This is a genomic window from Acetivibrio saccincola, from assembly GCF_002844395.1.
Lineage (GTDB): Bacteria > Bacillota > Clostridia > Acetivibrionales > Acetivibrionaceae > Herbivorax > Herbivorax saccincola.
Genome location: NZ_CP025197.1, coordinates 341,756 through 360,773 on the forward strand (window position 1 = coordinate 341,756; position 19,018 = coordinate 360,773).

The following is a 19,018-nucleotide window of genomic DNA, read 5'->3' on the forward strand; positions in this document are numbered from 1 at the left end:
CTATAAATCCCCCTTACCACTAATAATCTCCCGGTTCAAATCCATTGCAGCCTGAACGGCATCAACAACAGCTTCGGAGGAAACAGTTGCCCCGCTTGCAATGTGAATTTCCTCTTCCTTATCAGAAGGATTTTTAACCGCCTTTAAAGATTTCTCAGATGAAATACCTTTAAATTGATTTAAAAAATCTTCCCTGGTAATTTTTTGCCCAAGTCCCGGTGTTTCAGTATTGTCACCTATGTTTATACCTGTTATACGTCCTTCATTATCTATTCCAACGGTTATCTGTATTGGTCCCCCATAACCGCTTCCTTCAACTTCAAAAACTCTTCCCACTACGTTGCCGTCAGCAATACCATTATAAACTGCTTTTACCATGCTTGATGAAAGATCTAAATTTTCCACTTTTTCAAAACTCTCTGCATAGGACATAACCAAACCTCTTGCTTCTTCTGCTTTTTCCAACTTCCTAAGTTCAATGGTATCTTTGGTGGCTGAATAGGTAAAAGCAAGAGTCAGCGCAACCGTGAGACTTATAACACACAGAATTAATCCAGACTTAATTATATCACGCAACTTTTTTTCCACCTCCAAAGCTTTTTGGAACCAAAAACCTGTCAATAAGGGGCACAACTACATTCATAAAAATTATTGCAAAAGAAACTCCCTCAGGATAATTTGTGTAAAGCCTTATAATTCCTGTGAGAATTCCACAGCCTATACCCATTATAATACGTCCTTTATTTGTTACAGGGCATGTTGCATAATCAGTTGCCATATAAAAAGCTCCCAGAATCAAGCCCCCTGCAAGTATATGGTATAAAAAATCCCCTGTAAACAGGGTTGACCCCCCAAAAATCCATGTAAACAATGCGGTAGTTCCAATAAAGGTTAGTGGAATTTGCAGTCCTATAACCCTTCTTGCTAAAAGGTATAAAGCCCCTAAAAGTAAAGCCAGGGCCGATGTCTCTCCAATACATCCCCCAACCTGGCCTAAAAACAGCTGAAGGTATGTGGGCATCTCTGCAGCCTGCAAAGCAACCTCAGCCGCTGGTGTTGCACTACCTGCAGCGTCTACAGCCGTCTCCACTAAACTACTTTTTAAAACTTCTAAAGGCGTTGCAGTGGAAATTGCATCAACGCCTCTTGGATTTACCCAATTAGTCATCTGCTCTGTATACGCCACAAGCAAAACCACCCTTGCCGCCAAAGCCGGGTTCATAAAATTCTGGCCTAAACCGCCAAACATTTGCTTTACTACTACTATAGCAACAACTCCTCCTATGGCAGCTATCCAAAAAGGTATGGTAGGAGGAAGGTTTAATGCAAGTAAAAGACCTGTTACCACTGCACTTAAATCCCCGATTGTACAATTTCTTTTCATAGCCTTCCTGGCTAAATATTCTGATATTATACATGATGAAACGGTAACTAAAATAACAGCTAATGCCCTTAATCCAAAAAAATAAATCCCTGCTACAGAGGCCGGCAGAAGGGCAATTATTACATCTAGCATAATCCTTCTGGTATTTACGCTATCTCTTATATGAGGCGAGGAAGATACCACAAATCTGTTCTCCATATTACTTTCCTCCTTTCATAGCTGCCCTGATCTGTGCTTTCCCAAGTCTTATTGACTGGACTAAATGTATTTTAGACGGACAGACATAAGAACAGCTTCCACATTCAATACAATCGTTTACATGATATTTATTTAATTCTTCAATATTTTCCCTTAATGAACTTTTGCTTAATTTAAGAGGTAATAAGTTCATAGGACATGCCCTTACACACCTTCCGCACCTTATACAAGGACCTTCCGGCGGAAGATTTGACTCCTCTTCAGTAAAGGCTAGCAATGCATTGGTATGCTTTACAACAGAGGTTTCAAGGGAAAACTGGGCAATTCCCATCATTGGTCCACCCATCAAAACCTTTTTAGGCGTTTCTTTGAAGCCGCCGCAAAAATCAAATACGTCTTTAAGGGAAGTACCAATGGGAACCTCCACATTACAAGGCTTATTCACCGCACCCCCGTCAATTGTAACTCTTTTTTTAATAAGGGGCATACCGGTTTTTGCATACTCTGCTACAAAAGAAACACTGTTTACATTCATAACTATTACGCCCACATCTGCCGGAAGTTTTCCTGGCGGAACTTTTCTTCCGGTAGTGGCATAAATAAGCATCTTCTCAGCCCCTTGGGGATACCGTGACTTTAATTTCATTACACTTATCCTGTCACTGGTATCTGCTACTTTTGTCATTTCATGGATGGCTTCAGGCTTGTTATCTTCAATTCCTATAATAACTTTTTCTATATTTAGAAATTCCATAACTGTATTGATACCGCCAATAACATTCCATGAATTTTCAATTATTTCCCTGTAGTCTGAAGTAATATACGGTTCACATTCTGCAGCATTGATTATTAAAGTGTCTATCTTTTTACCTGGAGGCACGGAAAGCTTTACATGGGCAGGAAATCCTGCACCGCCAAGACCGACAAGTCCTGACTCTCTTATAGCTTTTATGAAATCCTTTGTGTTGGAAATTCTGGGAGGTGCAATTTTTTCAAAAATTTCTTGTTTTCCATCAGTTTCTATTACTACAGAGTTGACAAAGACACCTCCGGGGTAAAGTAATGGCTCCACACTGGTTACCGTTCCGGAAACACTGGAATGAACAGGAGCTGATATAAATTCATCACTATCCCCTATCACCTGCCCCACTTTCACCACATCTCCTTTTGCAACACATGGTTTACATGGAGCTCCTATATGCTGTAGCATTGGAATTATAACTTTCTTTGGCACATCCATTTTAATTGTTTCACAATTGGCAGTGTTTTTCTCATAGGGCACTGCCACTCCCCCTTTAAAAAACCTCTTAAACATATAAACAACCCCATTAAATTTTCAAATTTATAAATTGCAAAAATATATATAAATATTAAAAATATTTAAATTTCTATATGTGTAGAAGTACAAAACAATTGCCGTGGGAAATCATGTGTCTTAAAAATAACCTAAAAAAAGAACTCTTTATAAGCATTACTTTTTAATTATTACTCTTTTTTAATTATAATTATTACTTTGCTACAAGTCAAACTTATATTTAGTTTTTTTGGTTCTTATTATTGGATTAATATCTAAAAAAGCCCATTACCACCCGCTCTATACCTGATAGGTCTTTTACTACCTTAATGTTAAGGTATTTTTCTCCCATCATCTTTAAAACATCCCATGCCTGGTTTATTCCAACTTCTAAAGCTAAAAGTCCTTCTCTTTTTAGAAAATTTACCCCCTCTTTTACTATAAATCTGTAAAAATCCAAACCGTCATCTCCCCCGTCTAATGCCTTTAAAGGTTCAAAGTCTTTTACCTGTTTTTCTAAATAGGGAATTTCATGAGATGCTATATATGGAGGATTTGAAACAATTACATCAAACTTCTTTTTGCCGCCCCGGAAAATATTTTTAAGACCTGTAAAAATATCCCCGCATATAAATTCTATTCTATCTGCCACATTATTCTTTTGGGCGTTATATTTTGCAACATCTAAGGCTTTTTGTGAAATATCTACGGCAACTATCCTGCTGTTTTTTATATAATGGGCAAGACTCACAGCTATGCAGCCTGAACCCGTTCCAATATCTAAAATATCAATGCTGCTATCTTTTGTATTTTTTGTGCTTTCTATATGCTTTGTATCTTCTATATCCTTTGAATCTTTAACATTTATGTATTTTGTAACTTTTTCATCCTTTGCATATTCAAGGACGCTTTCAACCAAAATTTCTGTATCCTGCCTTGGTATTAATACATCAGGAGTTACTTTAAAATCCAGTGACATAAATTCCTGATGCCCGGTAATATATTGAAGGGGCTCACCATTAGCCCTTTTTCTAACAGCCTCAATATATTCCCTGTATTCTTTTTCATTTAAATTATAATCATCATGGGTATATAAAAATACTTTCCGGCATTTTAATACGTGACATAATATAACCCCAGCTTCAAATGCCGGGGCTTCATTTCCTGAAGATTTTAAAAAATTTACTCCCTCTTTTAAAACATCTTTTAAAATCATTTTTTCCTCCACTATTATACCCTAATTGTTATTCTTCACTATTATTCCTCACTGTTATTCCTCGCAGTTATTTCTCATTATTATTCCCTTACCATTTATCCAATTCCCTGTCTTCTACAAGGACGTTTTTCATAGCTTCTATTGCAACTTCAATCTGGTCTTCATCAGGTTCGCTGGTGGTAAACTTTTGAAACAGCAGACCCGGGGCATTGACAATTCCCACTATCTTAGAGTCGCTTCTACCTGCAAACCTTGTTATCTCATAGGATATACCTGCCACAAGGGGCAAAAGCACAATCCTCATAATAAGATTTATCAAAATATTCTCATGTCTTCCTGTAGCTGAAAAAACAAGTATACTCACAATCATAACGGTAAAGAGAAATGAAGTACCACACCGGGGGTGAGCCGTAGGATATTTTTTGATATTTTCAACTGTCAACTCCTCCTCATTTTCATAACAGTGAATGGTTTTGTGTTCTGCACCGTGGTACTGCCATACCCTTTTTATATCTTTAAGCTTAGATGCAAAGTAAAGGTAGAGGAAAAATAAAAAGACACGGATAAATCCCTCAAAAATATTATAAAGTAAAACCTTAGACCCCTTTTCAAATTCAAATATTTTGGTTAAAACAAGCTCTGACAAAAAATTTGGCAAAAGTATAAACAATCCCACTGAAAAGAAAAGGGAAAGAATAACTGAAAAATATATCAATATATCTTTAAGTTTATCCCCAAACACTCTTTCTAAAAAAATATCTATTTTAGAAGGTTTTTGTTCTTTCCCATCCTCACTTATATCTTCTTCTATATCTACAAACTCCGCCGAAAACATAAGAGCTTTAAACCCTAAAACCATTTGTTTAAAAAGCCCCACCGCACCTCTTATAATTGGAATTTTTGAAAATGCACTTTTTTTAGGTGTGGGACGTTTTTCTATTATAATTTCCCCGTCGGGCTTTCTTATTGCTATTGCTGCATTTTCAGGACCTATCATCATTAGACCCTCAATAAGAGCCTGCCCCCCTATACTTGTTTTATGCTTTGGTTTATATATATTATTGTTTTTATTCATTTTTAAACCCCTCTAATGTTAATTGTATTTACAACTAACATTATACTACACTCTTTTTTATTTAGCCACAACAATATCTACCCTTCTGTTTTTTTGCCTGTTTTCAGGGGTATCATTAGGGGCAATAGGTCTAAACTCTCCATTTCCTGTGGCTGTAAGTTTGTATGGGTCTAAATTACTTTCTTCTACAAGGAATAAAACAACATTGGTAGCCCTTTTAGTGGATAACTCCCAGTTTGTCGGAAACAGGGTGGTGTTTATAGGCAAATTATCAGTATGACCCTGTACAACCACTTCTGTATCAATTTCCTTTAAAAGCTTTCCAACATCTCTTAAAGTATCCTTTCCGGATTCTTTAATATCTGCTTTTCCAAGATCAAATAGAATAACTGAATCTATTCTTAAAATTACCTGTTCTTCTTCTTCAATAACTTTGACATGTTCGTCTAAGTCCATTTCATCAATATACTCTTTTATTTCTTCTATGAATTCCTCCATTTTTTGTTTCTTTTCTGCCTCCAGTTTAGCTGCCAAATCATCATCCAAATTATCATCCAAATTATTACCATCCTCTATGTTACTGTCATTAAGACTGCTTTCATCAGAGTCATTCAACATATCCATTACATCCTTACCGCTATTGTGTTCAAAAATTTCTCCACCGCTGCTTAAAAAAGCATTCCTCAAGGATTCCGCCACCTGCTCAAATTTTTGCTGGTCAATGACAGCCATAGAATACAGGAGGACAAAAAAGCACAAAAGCAGAGTCACCATATCACTATAAGTGACCATCCACTCCGGTGCACCTTGGGATTTTTCTTCTTCTACCTGATATTTTCTTCTATTGCTCATAATCAAAAACCTCACTCAGTAACAGCATCTTTTATTTGACTACTTCTGGATTCAGCTTGTTCTGACTCTCTGTCATATTGCTCTTTTTGCTGTGGGGATAAAAACGTCCTTAATTTATGTTCTAATATCCTTGGGTTTTCACCTGATTGTATAGACAAAATTCCTTCTATAATCATTCTTTTTTCCTGTATTTCTTCTTTACTTTTAAGCTCTAACTTAGTCGCAATAGGGGTGCAGATAAAGTTTGCGAGAACACTTCCGTACAAAGTGGTTATCAACGCCAATGCCATGGCAGGTCCGATATTAGACGGGTCATCAAGAGACTGCAAGAGGTTTATTAAACCTATAAGAGTTCCTATCATACCCCATGCAGGAAACAGTGATGCTAAACTTCTGAAAATTCCAGCCCCTTTGCTATGTCTCATCTGCATATTTTCAATTTCTAAATCCATAGACTCAACTATAACTTCAGGCTCAACCCCGTCAACAACCAGCTGCAGTGACTGTTTTAAGAAACTGTCCTCAATGTTTTCCTGGTCTGCTTCTAGGGAAAGCAGCCCTTCTTTTCTCGCCTTTAAAGAAAGATCCACAAGAAGTCTTATTGTATCCTGAGGCTGTAATTCCTTTCCTTTAAAGACTTTGACAACTACTTTCATAACTTTGGCAATTTCGCCAATGCGGTAGGAAACAAGGATTGAAGCTATACCTCCACCCACTGTAACAAAGACAGATGTAAGACTCCAGTATACCAGTATATTGCCTTCTAAAACTATTGTTACTATAATACATGCTACTCCTACAATTATACCTATTAAAGTTGCAATATCCACGTTTTCTTCCCCTTCTATCCTTAATAATTTTTTATTTCCTAAAACACATATCGGAAATTCCCATCATTAAATTTAGACTTTTTATCCGAATCATGAAATAATATTGATTTTCCTTTGTTTTTGGCAAAATAATCTTTATTTTTCCCTGGTTTTGATGTATAATGAAATATAAGAAATACTATAATAATTGGGACATAAGATGTATGCAGATTATTCCACGTACTATAAATAATGTAATTGTAAAGGAGGGATATAATTAAAATATTATTTGCCGGACCATTTTAAAAATGATAAATGAAAAATGGTCTTATATAGTTTTTACGTTAATATATATCTTATTGGTTGCATTACCGTCAAACCAATCTATGAGCTAACCTATAAACCAATCTACAATCCAATCCATGTGGTTATCGGTTTACCAATTCTATTTTCTATTCTACGTTGTTATTACAATTACATATTATAAGATATAAAACACGTAACTTATGCGAATATATAATTTGGGGAGGAAAGAAACATGAAAAAGCTAAGTTTATTGACTGTGCTTTCTGTCGTCGCTTGCTTACTGTTCTTAAACACATTCATTTTGACACCTGACGTATATGCTAATCCTGACAACATCACAATCATTGTCAACGGAGAAGTAATGGAATTTGGAACTGATGCAAATGACCCTTATCCTTACATTAAAGAAGGCAGGACTTTAATTCCATTTAGAAGAATTTTTGAAAAACTCCAAATGGAAGTAACATGGGACAACAAAACACGTACAGTACATGCTAAAAATGATACAACAGTTATGGAACTTACCATAGGGCAAAAAACTGCAGTTGTAAACGGTGTAGAGCACACTTTAGATGTGGCTCCTGAAATAACTGATGACAGGACATTTGTTCCATTAAGGTTTGTAAGTGAAAGTGTCGGGGCAGAAGTAGACTGGGATGCTGCAACAAGGACTGTAACAATAACGTATTTGGTGGAAGATCCGCCACAAGAGATACCGGGCGGACCTGGTGGCACAACAAAGACAACTTACAAATTAGGTGAAAAAGCATCATATAAGGATATAGTGTTTACAGTTGATAGTATAACTAAAGAAGAAGACGGAAAAGTAATTGTAAAAGGAACAACTAATTTAAATTTGGAAGGTATGCGTGTAGAAGTTTATTATAATGCATATAAATCACTAATATCTGTTCCAATATATAACAAGAATAGTTCGGATTTATATGAATATACTGCATCACATTATAACTTTTCAAATCATAAACCTAAATATATTTTTGTTAATTTTCTTCAAGATGACGGAACATATAAAACAGTAGTAAAATACGAATTATAATGTAATATGTTATGTGCTATTGTTTACATGGTATTATAAAAATAAAGGAGGTATAATGTATGAAAACAATTTTTCTTAAAAGATTTACATGCTTATTTATTGTGATAAGCATTTTGTTCAGTTTTAACATCTTAGTAAATGCTTTAGATGAAGAGTTTATTATTTTTGATTCAGAAGTAATTCCTGGTGCCCCTACAGTTCTGGGAGGTTCAACGAATATTACCTATAAACAAAGTGGAAAAATAGATATTCCTCTTGAACCAACAAACAAAGATGTTGTTTTCTTGATAGATTCATCTTTTAATTTAAAAGAAGTTCCTATAGGTGATGGACCTTTTGATCACGTTTTATTTTCAAGAAATAATACTGATATTATAGGATACGGAACAACAGTAGACGGAAAGTTCTTTTCAAAGAAAACAGTTAATAATGATGACTCCAACATACAAATAAACTCTACTTATGAATGTGAAGATTGGAATGGTCAGCCTCCAAAAAACGGAACTCGCGTAACAGGTGAGGATTTAAACAGGTTTGATCACTGGTTCCCGGATGAAGAAAATTCATATGGTGTCTCCGAAATAGAAATGCTTATGACTTCAATTACCAATAACGCATCTAGATTAGATGGACTACACGGTTTCAGGGTTTTTGATAAAGATGATCAAGAATTAATAAATTCCTTACCTATAAACTTAAATGGCGGTGTTCAATTATATTACAAAGAATGGAATGGTGAAAAATGCTTTATGATTGAAGGTGATGGAACATTTGTTATAGATTCTGATATGTATTTTGATGGTAATTTAGTGATATCTACCGGAAAAGGGGTACGTCAAGCTCCTGAGCTATTAGGTGAAATAAAAGACGCTTTCATTATGGCAACAGGTAATGTAACACTTCAAGGTCAGAAAATGGAAGAAATTGATGATGTTAATTTAATTTCCGCAAACGGAAACATATGTATTCAATTAGAAGAAAACCAATTCAAAGGTATGGCACTGGCACCTAAAGGAAAAATGGAATTTCAAGGGCAAAGTGGTGCTGAATTTATTGGTAGTTTTATAGGAAAAGACCTGTCAATTAAAAATGATTTTAAATTCAAATACCCAGAGGATGATAAACCCAGTGATATAATCAAAAAAAGAATATTCACTGAATCTGCTCCTTTAGTATTAGAAAGTGTAAATAATCTTATAAATGACGTTAGTGAATATACAAACTCCACAACTATTACTTTTGCAACCAGAGCTAATCATAGAGAGGAAAATGATTTAAATGTTAATTTAGGTGATGGTTTAAGACATGCTTACCACCACCTGAGCAGTTCCACCAGTCTTTCTAAAAATATAGTTATTTTTACAGCTAAAACACCAAACACATATACCACTGTCTCCGTTACTAATGATGAGTTTTTATTAACCGGCAATGCCCAAGGATACCAAATACCTGATGATGCTGATAAGGCAATTGAATATGCAAAGAAAGTTATCGAACATAATAACACTGAAAATATCCAAGTAATATTTGTTGATTTAACCGAAGCTCTTAATGTCGGGGAAGAAGAAGTGCCTAATTTACACAATGTTGCAAATTCTATAGGTATTTCTGCTGGAAACTATAAACGACCTGACACACTTAATGAAATCGACTTCAACTTAGATTCATTAAATCTTTCTCCTTTAAAAGAAACTACTGAAGCTCCTGTTTTTGAATCACTTACTATAAACAGTGCTACTTTTGAAGCCCAACTGCCATTAAATTTTGTAGTTACAGGCGTGCAATATGGTTTTGGAAATGATCTTGACAATGAAGATTATCTAGACGTAAATTCTTTTGAAATTACCGACGAAAATACTATTACCTTTAATATTCCTAATGCTTCAAGCATTGATTTGCTAAAAGAAGATGGATCCTTAAAATTATCTAAATCTATATTCTTAAAATTATTAGTAAAAGTAAATCCAGATAAACCAGATGATCCAGATAATCCATTTGAAAATATCAGATGGAACAATGACCCACCTACTATAACCGGAACAATTAATTTACCTAGCGATCATGCAAAAATTAATTATGTTGTCAAAGACGAATCCGATACGCTGTATAATTTTACACAAATATTTGAAGATGCAGACATTGAAGTTAACCACTTAATAGATTTGAACTAATTTTGATAAAAAGCCCAGGCTGCAAGCCTAGGCTTTTTATGTTTGTCTAAACCACAGAAAAGAGGTGACTTCCCCATATTTTTTATTTTAAGTGGTGGGGTTAACAAAGGAGGGTTTTACTATATGAAAAAAATATTTAAGAGTTTAAATTGCGTTTGTATTTTATCTGTTTTCTTATTAATTTCTGTTTTCTTATTAAACAATGTTCACGTAATAAGTGCAAATAGTAATTCAATCACCTACGGAGACATAAACGGTGACGGAAACATAGATAGCACTGATGTCACTTTGTTAAAAAGATTTATACTTAATATTATTAACAGCCTAGCTCATCCAAAATCTGCAGATTTAAATTGTGATAGTATTATAGACAGTATAGATTATTCAATTCTTCAACGTTATGTTCTTCAAATCATAAGTGAATTTCCTATACAAAATCCTCCTGACAATACAAGTCCCTCATCATATTTGACTAATTCTGAAAAAATTTTATTCGATCTTATTAACGAAGTACGTCTAAATGCAGGTATCGAACCTTTTGAGTGTGATAAAGACCTTGTCGATGTTGCACGAATAAAATCGCAAGAAATGGTTGATGATTTCTTTTTTTCATCTATTTCACCAACATATGGAACAACACGTGAACTGCTTAATCATTTTAATATACCTTTTAAATATGCAACCGAAACAGTATCAATATCACTAAATGCAACTTCTTCATTTAATCAATTAATCCAAATTGATTTGTATAATGAAATAATAACTGACCCAAAGTATAATTATATAGGTATCGGTGCTATCCGCTGCCCAATACGTGGTTTAGTTATCGTACAAATTTTTGTGGGTAGATAGGAAATTATTCCTATTAGTAAGAATCATTCCTCACTATTATAAAAATTCCCCATTAGCAAATGGGGAGTTTTTATGTGACTTATGAAAATTGCCTGTATAGATACATTTTTTTATTCAAGCCTTATTAGTTTTTATATTTATCATGACGCCAGATAATTGTTTCATCTAAACCTGCTAATTCCGCTATTTGTTAAATTGTACTTGTACCCTTCCATTTCAACGGATAATCATTTCTAAAACTATATAGGGTTATTATTTCAATATGTATAAAGATTTAAAATCAACGGGGCATTTAGAACACCCCGGTAAGTATCCTCCTGCAAAAAACCTTGATGTTTTTGGAACATACATTCTTTTATTGAGGTAATAATGCACTGCTTCTTCATTCTGTCAGTATCCTGTATAAATAAACAAAAGCTTTTAATAATTTAAAATATACTAACTACCAAACAATTTTATCTTTCTAAATCGATTTAGCAATTTAGTGGTTTCCTCTAAACGTCTAACACTATATTTTTTTAATGCTACAATAATTTCGCCTTCATTAACTGTCAGTGGTAAAATTTAATTGGTTCTTTCCATAGTTAGTTGAATAACCTCATTTTTTCAAGCTGGAGAATTTTGGTTTTTAATGTTTCAAAACTACAACGGCCATACATAATTCGTTTTATTACCTTTAGTTTATTAATACACCCTTCTACAAGCCCATTACTATATTCATATTTTATCGCATTTCTTACAGCCTCCATATCTCGTTCAACTCCATTTATAAAACTGTTTATTTCCGGTATGTTTAGATTTTTAGCCCGCTCTATCCATTTATCGAAGGCTTCAATATTTTTATTAGTTAGCATATCCTTAAATTCCCATGTTATTTTATATATTTTTTCAAAAAACGGATATTCTTTGCATATCATTTCAAATTGTTTCTCACTGATTATTTTTACTTTTTCTATTGGGTGGTACAATAGCTTAAATATATTTTCTCTTTTTATTATTTCTGTTTTTGTCCCATCTTCTCTACTTCTATCGTAATATTTTTTTCTCCGTTTCTTCCAGTCTGTCATATAATGCCGCACAGTTGATGACGAACCATCATATCCCATTTCATGTATCTTTTCCACAATATATGAACCCATCATTCCTCTCTCAAGGTATTCGTCAATCGTTTTTATATATGGTGTCAGTTTCCCATTTCTCTTTTTGCCATAGGAAGCATGAACCGGATTAAAGTTTTCATCAAGATATCTTCTAACTGTTTTTCTATCAAGTCCGGTACGTTTGGATATCTCTATATTACTCAAACCTATTCTCTTTAACTCCCGCACCTCATTTATACGTTCCATTTTTTGCTTTACTTTTTCTTCATGTATGATCATATTTTTTGTCTGGAACAACTTTTCCCTTTCTTCAGGGGTCATTGCTATTAATTTATCATAAGCTCGTATATCCATATTTAAGCTTCGGCAAATTTCTGTCTTACATCTTCCTTCTAATGAAAGTTGTTTTATCTTTTCATATTTTTCTTTCAATGTGAGTTTTCTGTTCTCATTCGCCTGTTTTATTGTTTCTACCTCTTTAATTTCCTGACTGACAGATTGTATTGAAACTTGCGGTTTTAATCTCTTTTTTAGATACTCTGTTACATAGGAAGTCAAATTCTTTAGCAAATGAAAACGGTCACTTATTTGTAAAGCTTCCGGGTGTGCACCTGTAATTGCATTATTATAGGTGACAGACCCATCTCTTGATATTATACGAAGATTTGGATATGATTTTAACCACTCACAAACAGTCTCATAATCCCTTGAGTCAATCATATCAAGTATTTGATGCGTAAAAATGTCTACCATAATTGTTCCATAGCTTCTACGCTTTTTAATAGCAAAATCATCAATACAAACAGCTGTTATAGTCTTTTTATCAATTACCGGTGTTTCTTTTTTTTAAAAGATTACAAACTGTACTTTTACCAATATCCACAACATTTTCCTTTAGTATTTTTGATGCTGTAATGGAACTGCAATTTATTGATAGTCGCACAATTTCATCCTCAAGACGGCGGGTTTTCTTCGCTTTATAGGAGATAAAATCAAACCTTTCTGCAAAGGTAGTATGATTACAATCAGAATTATCACAAAAAAATTTTCTGTTACGTATAATAATAAATACCTTATTACCTTGTACTGGAAGGTCCTGAAAGGTTCTGTTATATGTGGAATGTATTCTGGATGATGGCCAGCCACAAAATGGGCATGTTACTTCTTTTCGATTGGAAGTTACTGTTATATAGCATTTGTTGAGGATATCAGGAAAATATGTGGTACAAAACCTATTGTATACAAGGATGATTCTTATGATGCTTATTGTGTTGCAAGGGTATTAAGGGATATGATGGATACATTACAGGATGCAAAACATGAGGATATATACTGGGCAATTCGGCAGTTGGCAAAAAGGCGAGATATGATAGTAAAAAACAATGTTATGAACAAAAACCAATTACATAGCCAGTTGTCTTATAGTTATCCATCCTATAAGAAGTTCTTTGCACAGGTTGATGGCAAAAGTGCACTATGTTTTTGGGAAAACTATCCTTCACCAGAGCATATTTGGAGTACTACACCAGAACAAATTTATAAAACAATAAAAGCAGTACATCAGGCATTGAAGATAGAACGTGTTCATGCAATTATCGATATGATTAAAAAGGATGGAAATACACAGAAGGGGTATCAGGAAGAAAGAGATTCTATTGTGAGGAATATCGTAAAAGATATTAAGAACAATCAGGAACTAATAAAAGACATAGAAGTGCAGTTAAGAAAATTATTGCCACAGACGGGGTATAAGTTGCAAACTATGCCAGGGATAGACCTTATTACAGAATCAAAGATTGTATCTGAAATTGGCGATATTAATAGATTTCCAGATTCAGATAAGTTAGCTCGCTTTATGGGATTGGCCCTGTACATTTTAGTTCAGCAGGCAAAGGTAAGGAAGAAAGGTGTAGAAATGGCAACAGAGAGTTGAATGCTATATTTTATTTTTTGGCTATACAAATGGTAGCCATATCATCGTCAGGAAAGCCAAGACATCCAGTATTCAGAGAGTATTTTGAACAGAAGGTTAAAGAGGGTAAAGCCAAGCAACAGGCTCTAATATGCATAGCAAGAAGGCTTGTGAGGATAATCTACGGAATGATGAAGACCAAGACAGAGTATAGACCGTATGAGAAGTCATAGGAGAAAAAGAAGTAGTTAGAAGTATTTGGATTTTTAATTGAGATATGGTAACAAGAATTATATAATATATATAGTCCTTGTAGTGAGGGAACGGGTAGTACTTTGAAAAATCTAAATGGATTAGGCGATTTTATAAACAACCCGAGTTTACTAAAGGACAGTTGAAGTGGGATTTTAAGCAAGACAGGGATCAAAATAGAATGTAAAAAACGAAAATTTTCTTATATGAAGTAATAATAAACAAAAATGTATAAAGATTTATCTATTACATGAAGTGTCTTGATTGCTGCTATAAAAATATCTGCATAAAAATGTAAACAAAAAGTTAAATATGATTTTAATTAAAAAAAGAAAAAAGCAATTATAAATCGGTGGCAAAACCTTAAAAAAACTGTTGGAATTATCTAATTTTAGATATATAATTGAATAAATATAATAATATTATGAGAAATGTTTTTTTATGTTTTTGAGTATTTTGTGGAGGTGTTGTACTATGCCGCATACCTATAATGGTATTGGTACTTGGTATTATGGTAAAAAAAATGAACATGTACGTGAAGGGATTTGCGAATTTTGTAATAAACCTTCTACCCTTAAAACTTATGATACAACTAAGTTTTTTGTTTTTCTTTATATTCCTGTATTGCCTTTAGGTGAAAAGAAAATAATTGATGAATGTTCAGTATGCAGGAAACACAGAGTTATTAAACTTTCAGAGTGGGAGAGAATGAAAAAAGAGGCTGGCGAAGAACTATATAATTCATGGATTCAAGAGCCGGGTAATGTTGAAAAAGCAAAGAAACTTTTTGAGTCAATAGTTTTCTATAGGGATGTTGAACTACTGAAATCTTTAGAGCAGGACATTCAAAATTACTGCATGAATGACCCTCAAATATTGAAATTTTGGGGAGAAACCCATCTTTTCCTTAATCAGTTTGATGAAGCAGAGAGAGCCTTTAAAGCTTCCCTTCTAATAAAAGAAGATGTGGGAGTAAAAGAGGAATTAGCTGAGACATTAGCTAAAAATCTTAAGCCTGACGAAGCTAAAAGCTATCTTACCCATATTTTTGATTATCCAGATGAATCCAAGCTTTATTATATTTTTTTACTAATTGAATCCTACCAGTTTATTGGGGAACACGATAATGCATTGGAAGTAATAAACAAAATAGAAGAGGTTTACCCGGATATAGCAGACAATATAGAATTTAAAAGGTATAAAAAGAGAACACAACGGCACTATAACAGCAATAAGAGAATTAAAGGGAATTTAATTTCCCCAATCCAGGACAGAAAAAAGGAAGGAAGCTCAAATATTTCATTTATACTTCCTAAAGTTATGCCTTTAATATTTATTACAGGTATGATACTGATATATACACTGATTTCATATTTTGCAGGGCTGTCCCGGACAGTGTATGTGATAAACGGATTAAATACCTCCTATAGCATTGAAGTAAATGGGGAAAAAATAAAACTTTTGCCTATGAGTACGGAAAAAATTAAAGTACCGGAAGGCACTACAAAGGTCAATATTGTAGAATCTGATATAATTGAAGGGGAGTTTGAGTTTGAAATTAATACCCCGTTTTGGAAAAGACCCTTTATACGGAAATTGCGCATTTTAAATCCTGACAAAGTGGCTGTGCTTTTGCGAGAAGAAACAATATATGTAGTAGATGATTATAGAGGGGAATTGCCGGAGTATGACGAAAGTTGGTATGAATATTACACCGGCAGGTATTTTTATGAGTTGGAACCGGTGAATTTTCTATTTGAGGAGTTTCCGGAAACTTTAGAACTCAGCTCTAAGAAAGAGAAAAAAACACGTCTGGCTCTGATGGAAGATTTTTTGTCTTTATCTAGCTATATGTATGTTTTAGGAAGTGTTGACCATGAAGATGCCCTTTCTCATATAGAATCAAAACTTGTGTACAATCCTGATAATGAAAGAAGCCTTCAGCTGCTTTCATATTACCAGGATGAAGACAAATATTTAGATTTTTTAAGAAGTAAATTAGATGAAAGACCGGTATTGGTGAATTTACATATTTGTTATCAGGATTACATGGAGTCAAATCATCCTTCATACAATTTAAAAGAGGAATACACCAGATATTTAGAAAATGAAAAAGATAATAATGAACTTTATTACCTTTTAAGCAGGATTGAAGAGAATTTTCAGGAAAGATTGAGTTTATTGGAGAGATCCATTGAAGGTGACAACCCTTCTGCCTTTGGTTATTATATATTAGGTTACATAAATTTTGGCATGGGGAATTTTGAGAAGGCTTATGATTATGTAAAAAAAGCTGTGGATATCAGGGAAGGTCAAGAAAGTTTTAACTATGTTATGGAAGAAATTATGCTTTCACTTAAGATGTATGATGACTTGATGGAAAGAAACAAAGTGCTTCAAGGAAGAGAACCTTATAATGGCAGTTTGGTTTTAGGAGAAGTAGTTTTACATATGCATAAAGGTGATGTTGCCGCTGCAGAGGAGGCTGTTTCAAATTATTTGGAAAGAATAAAAGATAGTGACAGTGAGACAATCCGGCTTTGGGATAGCTACCTTAAAGGAGTAATTGCCTATTGCTCAGGTGACGTACATACTTATGCCTCCATACTTGAAAATATGGGGGATGATAATTCAGTGATGGCATTTGAACATGCCTTTATTAACGGTGACTATGACAGGGCGGCAGATATTGCGATAAATGATGAGCTGGGAAGTTATTACCTGCTCCTGCTTCATTTGGCAGAAACCGATGCTGAAAAAGCATCTGAGTATCTTAATTATGTTATAGAGCAATATAAAGAAAATGATATTTTATATAAAAAAGCTGCAGAATGTCTTTCAGGAGAGATAGAATGGACTATGGAGGACATAAATGAAATAGGAGTGTATCCTAATGAAAAACTGCTTATTTTGTTGGCGTTGGAAAAACAGCAGACACCTTACAAGGAGGAATTATTGGAACTGGCAAGAAAACTAAATTACAGAATAGAGTTCCCAAGGCACTTTATAAATAGTTTACTGAATAAATAATTTGATTAATAAATAATTTATTGAATAAATAGTTCGAAAATAGCTCGCTGAATAAATATATGTTGAATAAAAATAGCTTGTAAAAGCTTGCTGAATAAATAGTTTACTGACCAACCAAAGAGACAAACTAACTTTTTTAGAAATATTATCCTAAGCTTATTTTGTGCTGTATTTTTTTAAGAAAATTCCGATATTAATATTAGATAAAACTTCAATGGTTTACATTAAAGTTTCATAGTAAAACTTGAAGTTAGTGTACTTAAATAGTAAAATTAAAAATATATATTTTATCAGAGGAAACTGATATAAAGGGGAGAATTTTAATGAGCCACAAAAAAAAGGTTTTGGTTATATTTGGCGGTAAATCATCAGAGCATGAAATTTCAAGGATATCAGCAACTTCTATATTGAAAAATATTAATTATGAAAAATTTTATGTTTTTATGTTGGGGATAACAAAAGAAGGTAAGTGGCTTCCATATAACGGACCGGTTGAAAAAATTTCTTCAGGGGAATGGGAAGAGGCAGCTCTCAGGGAAAACGCAGCAACTCATACAGGGGACAATGTTTTAATTAACTCCGTTATGGGTAATATTCTAGTAGGAGATGAGGCTTTAGACAGCCAAAAAATTAAGATAGATGTTGTTTTCCCGGTTCTTCACGGGTGCAATGGAGAGGACGGCACTATACAGGGGCTTTTGGAGCTGGCAGGAATACCCTATGTAGGCTGTGGGGTTTTAAGTTCTGCTTTAGCCATGGATAAGGTTTATGCAAAAATTATATTTGAAAAGGCAGGAATACCCCAGGCAGATTACCTGTACTTTACCAGGAAGGAAATTGCCGATGATTTTTTGGGTATTGCACAAAAAGTAGAAGATAAATTCAGCTATCCTGTTTTTGTAAAGCCCTCTAATGCAGGGTCGTCAGTAGGTGTTTCAAAGGCAGCAGACAGGAATGACCTTAAAAAGGCATTGGATTATGCGGCAAAATATGACAGAAAAGTAATGGTGGAAGAGTTTATAGACGGAAGGGAAGTTGAATGTGCCGTATTAGGAAATGATCAGCCTATAGCATCAACTGTAGGTGAAATAGTACCTAGCAATGAATTTTACGATTATAATGCAAAGTACATTGACAATAAGTCTAAAATATTGATACCTGCAGACCTTCCAAAGGATATTGTGGAGAAGATAAGGGAATATGCCATAAGGGCATATAAAGCATTGGACTGCAGCGGCCTTTCAAGGGTGGACTTTTTTGTTCACAGGGAAAGTATGAAGGTATTTATAAATGAAATAAATACACTTCCGGGCTTTACAGATATAAGCATGTATCCTATGCTTTGGCAGGAGTCAGGAATATCTTACAGTGAGCTTATTGAAAAACTTATTGATTTAGCAATAGAAAGATTTAAAGACAATATAAGGCAAGTGGATGCATAAAAATGCATATTGGCATTATAATTCAAAAATTAGGTATTAAAATTAAGTTTTAAAATTAAGCATTAAAA

General features: G+C 34.0%; 14 protein-coding genes and 1 pseudogene. 6 read left to right on the forward strand and 9 right to left on the reverse strand.

Features of this window, described 5'->3' with window-relative positions:
* The 7 genes from HVS_RS01660 to HVS_RS01690 form a co-directional block, all read right to left on the reverse strand.
* On the reverse strand, nt 1-576 hold the full coding sequence (locus HVS_RS01660) for an RnfABCDGE type electron transport complex subunit G (protein WP_101298722.1): 576 nt from the start codon (nt 574-576) through the stop codon (nt 1-3).
* The gene (locus HVS_RS01665; RefSeq protein ID WP_101298723.1) at nt 569-1,582 is read right to left on the reverse strand and encodes an RnfABCDGE type electron transport complex subunit D; all 1,014 of its coding nucleotides are present in this window, start codon (nt 1,580-1,582) and stop codon (nt 569-571) included. Before HVS_RS01665 ends, HVS_RS01660 begins: the two co-directional genes overlap by 8 nt.
* Nucleotide 1,583: 1 nt before the next feature.
* The gene (gene rsxC / locus HVS_RS01670; RefSeq protein WP_101298724.1) at nt 1,584-2,897 is read right to left on the reverse strand and encodes an electron transport complex subunit RsxC; all 1,314 of its coding nucleotides are present in this window, start codon (nt 2,895-2,897) and stop codon (nt 1,584-1,586) included.
* 247 nt (nt 2,898-3,144) lie between these two features.
* Nucleotides 3,145-4,092: a peptide chain release factor N(5)-glutamine methyltransferase gene (gene prmC / locus HVS_RS01675; RefSeq protein ID WP_101298725.1), complete on the reverse strand. Its 948-nt coding sequence runs from the start codon at nt 4,090-4,092 to the stop codon at nt 3,145-3,147.
* 88 nt (nt 4,093-4,180) lie between these two features.
* Nucleotides 4,181-5,167, reverse strand: a complete 987-nt coding sequence (locus HVS_RS01680; RefSeq protein ID WP_101298726.1) for a DUF1385 domain-containing protein — start codon at nt 5,165-5,167, stop codon at nt 4,181-4,183.
* Between the two features lie 57 nt (nt 5,168-5,224).
* On the reverse strand, nt 5,225-6,019 hold the full coding sequence (locus tag HVS_RS01685) for a flagellar motor protein MotB (protein WP_101298727.1): 795 nt from the start codon (nt 6,017-6,019) through the stop codon (nt 5,225-5,227).
* A gap of 11 nt (nt 6,020-6,030) precedes the next feature.
* Nucleotides 6,031-6,849 (reverse strand): motility protein A, encoded by an 819-nt coding sequence (locus tag HVS_RS01690; RefSeq protein WP_101298728.1) that lies wholly within the window; start codon nt 6,847-6,849, stop codon nt 6,031-6,033.
* A 517-nt stretch (nt 6,850-7,366) separates the two neighbouring features.
* Here HVS_RS01690 and HVS_RS01695 point away from each other — a divergent pair.
* From HVS_RS01695 to HVS_RS01705, 3 genes are all read left to right on the forward strand, one after another.
* Nucleotides 7,367-8,191 carry a copper amine oxidase N-terminal domain-containing protein gene (locus HVS_RS01695; protein WP_101298729.1) on the forward strand — a complete coding sequence of 275 codons (825 nt, stop codon included), beginning with the start codon at nt 7,367-7,369 and terminating at the stop codon, nt 8,189-8,191.
* A gap of 59 nt (nt 8,192-8,250) precedes the next feature.
* Nucleotides 8,251-10,362, forward strand: a complete 2,112-nt coding sequence (locus HVS_RS01700; protein WP_101298730.1) for a hypothetical protein — start codon at nt 8,251-8,253, stop codon at nt 10,360-10,362.
* Between the two features lie 123 nt (nt 10,363-10,485).
* Nucleotides 10,486-11,214, forward strand: coding sequence for a dockerin type I domain-containing protein (locus tag HVS_RS01705; protein ID WP_101298731.1), 729 nt, complete (start codon nt 10,486-10,488; stop codon nt 11,212-11,214).
* A 584-nt stretch (nt 11,215-11,798) separates the two neighbouring features.
* Here HVS_RS01705 and HVS_RS01710 read toward each other — a convergent pair.
* A complete protein-coding gene (locus HVS_RS01710; RefSeq protein WP_341456970.1) occupies nt 11,799-13,142 on the reverse strand; it encodes an ISL3 family transposase in 1,344 nt (447 codons plus the stop codon).
* A complete protein-coding gene (locus HVS_RS17680) occupies nt 13,138-13,581 on the reverse strand; it encodes a transposase family protein (RefSeq protein WP_101304031.1) in 444 nt (147 codons plus the stop codon). Before HVS_RS17680 ends, HVS_RS01710 begins: the two co-directional genes overlap by 5 nt.
* Here HVS_RS17680 and HVS_RS01720 point away from each other — a divergent pair.
* The 3 genes and pseudogenes from HVS_RS01720 to HVS_RS01730 form a co-directional block, all read left to right on the forward strand.
* Nucleotides 13,507-14,459, forward strand: a pseudogene (locus tag HVS_RS01720) (IS110 family RNA-guided transposase); the annotation flags it as partial. The gene HVS_RS17680 and the pseudogene HVS_RS01720 overlap by 75 nt on opposite strands.
* 493 nt (nt 14,460-14,952) lie before the next feature.
* Nucleotides 14,953-17,508: a tetratricopeptide repeat protein gene (locus tag HVS_RS01725; RefSeq protein ID WP_101298733.1), complete on the forward strand. Its 2,556-nt coding sequence runs from the start codon at nt 14,953-14,955 to the stop codon at nt 17,506-17,508.
* 323 nt (nt 17,509-17,831) lie between these two features.
* Nucleotides 17,832-18,950 (forward strand): D-alanine--D-alanine ligase family protein, encoded by a 1,119-nt coding sequence (locus tag HVS_RS01730; RefSeq protein WP_101298734.1) that lies wholly within the window; start codon nt 17,832-17,834, stop codon nt 18,948-18,950.
* The last annotated feature ends 68 nt before the right edge of the window (nt 18,951-19,018 follow it).

Coding starts and splice junctions, on each gene's coding strand:
- HVS_RS01685 (WP_101298727.1), bottom strand. CDS start 6,019: ATGAGCAATAGAAGAAAATATCAGGTAGAAGAAGAAAAATCCCAAGGT.
- HVS_RS01695 (WP_101298729.1), top strand. CDS start 7,367: ATGAAAAAGCTAAGTTTATTGACTGTGCTTTCTGTCGTCGCTTGCTTA.
- HVS_RS01730 (WP_101298734.1), top strand. CDS start 17,832: ATGAGCCACAAAAAAAAGGTTTTGGTTATATTTGGCGGTAAATCATCA.
- HVS_RS01680 (WP_101298726.1), bottom strand. CDS start 5,167: ATGAATAAAAACAATAATATATATAAACCAAAGCATAAAACAAGTATA.
- prmC (WP_101298725.1), bottom strand. CDS start 4,092: ATGATTTTAAAAGATGTTTTAAAAGAGGGAGTAAATTTTTTAAAATCT.
- HVS_RS01665 (WP_101298723.1), bottom strand. CDS start 1,582: ATGGAGAACAGATTTGTGGTATCTTCCTCGCCTCATATAAGAGATAGC.
- HVS_RS01725 (WP_101298733.1), top strand. CDS start 14,953: ATGCCGCATACCTATAATGGTATTGGTACTTGGTATTATGGTAAAAAA.
- rsxC (WP_101298724.1), bottom strand. CDS start 2,897: ATGTTTAAGAGGTTTTTTAAAGGGGGAGTGGCAGTGCCCTATGAGAAA.
- HVS_RS01700 (WP_101298730.1), top strand. CDS start 8,251: ATGAAAACAATTTTTCTTAAAAGATTTACATGCTTATTTATTGTGATA.
- HVS_RS01705 (WP_101298731.1), top strand. CDS start 10,486: ATGAAAAAAATATTTAAGAGTTTAAATTGCGTTTGTATTTTATCTGTT.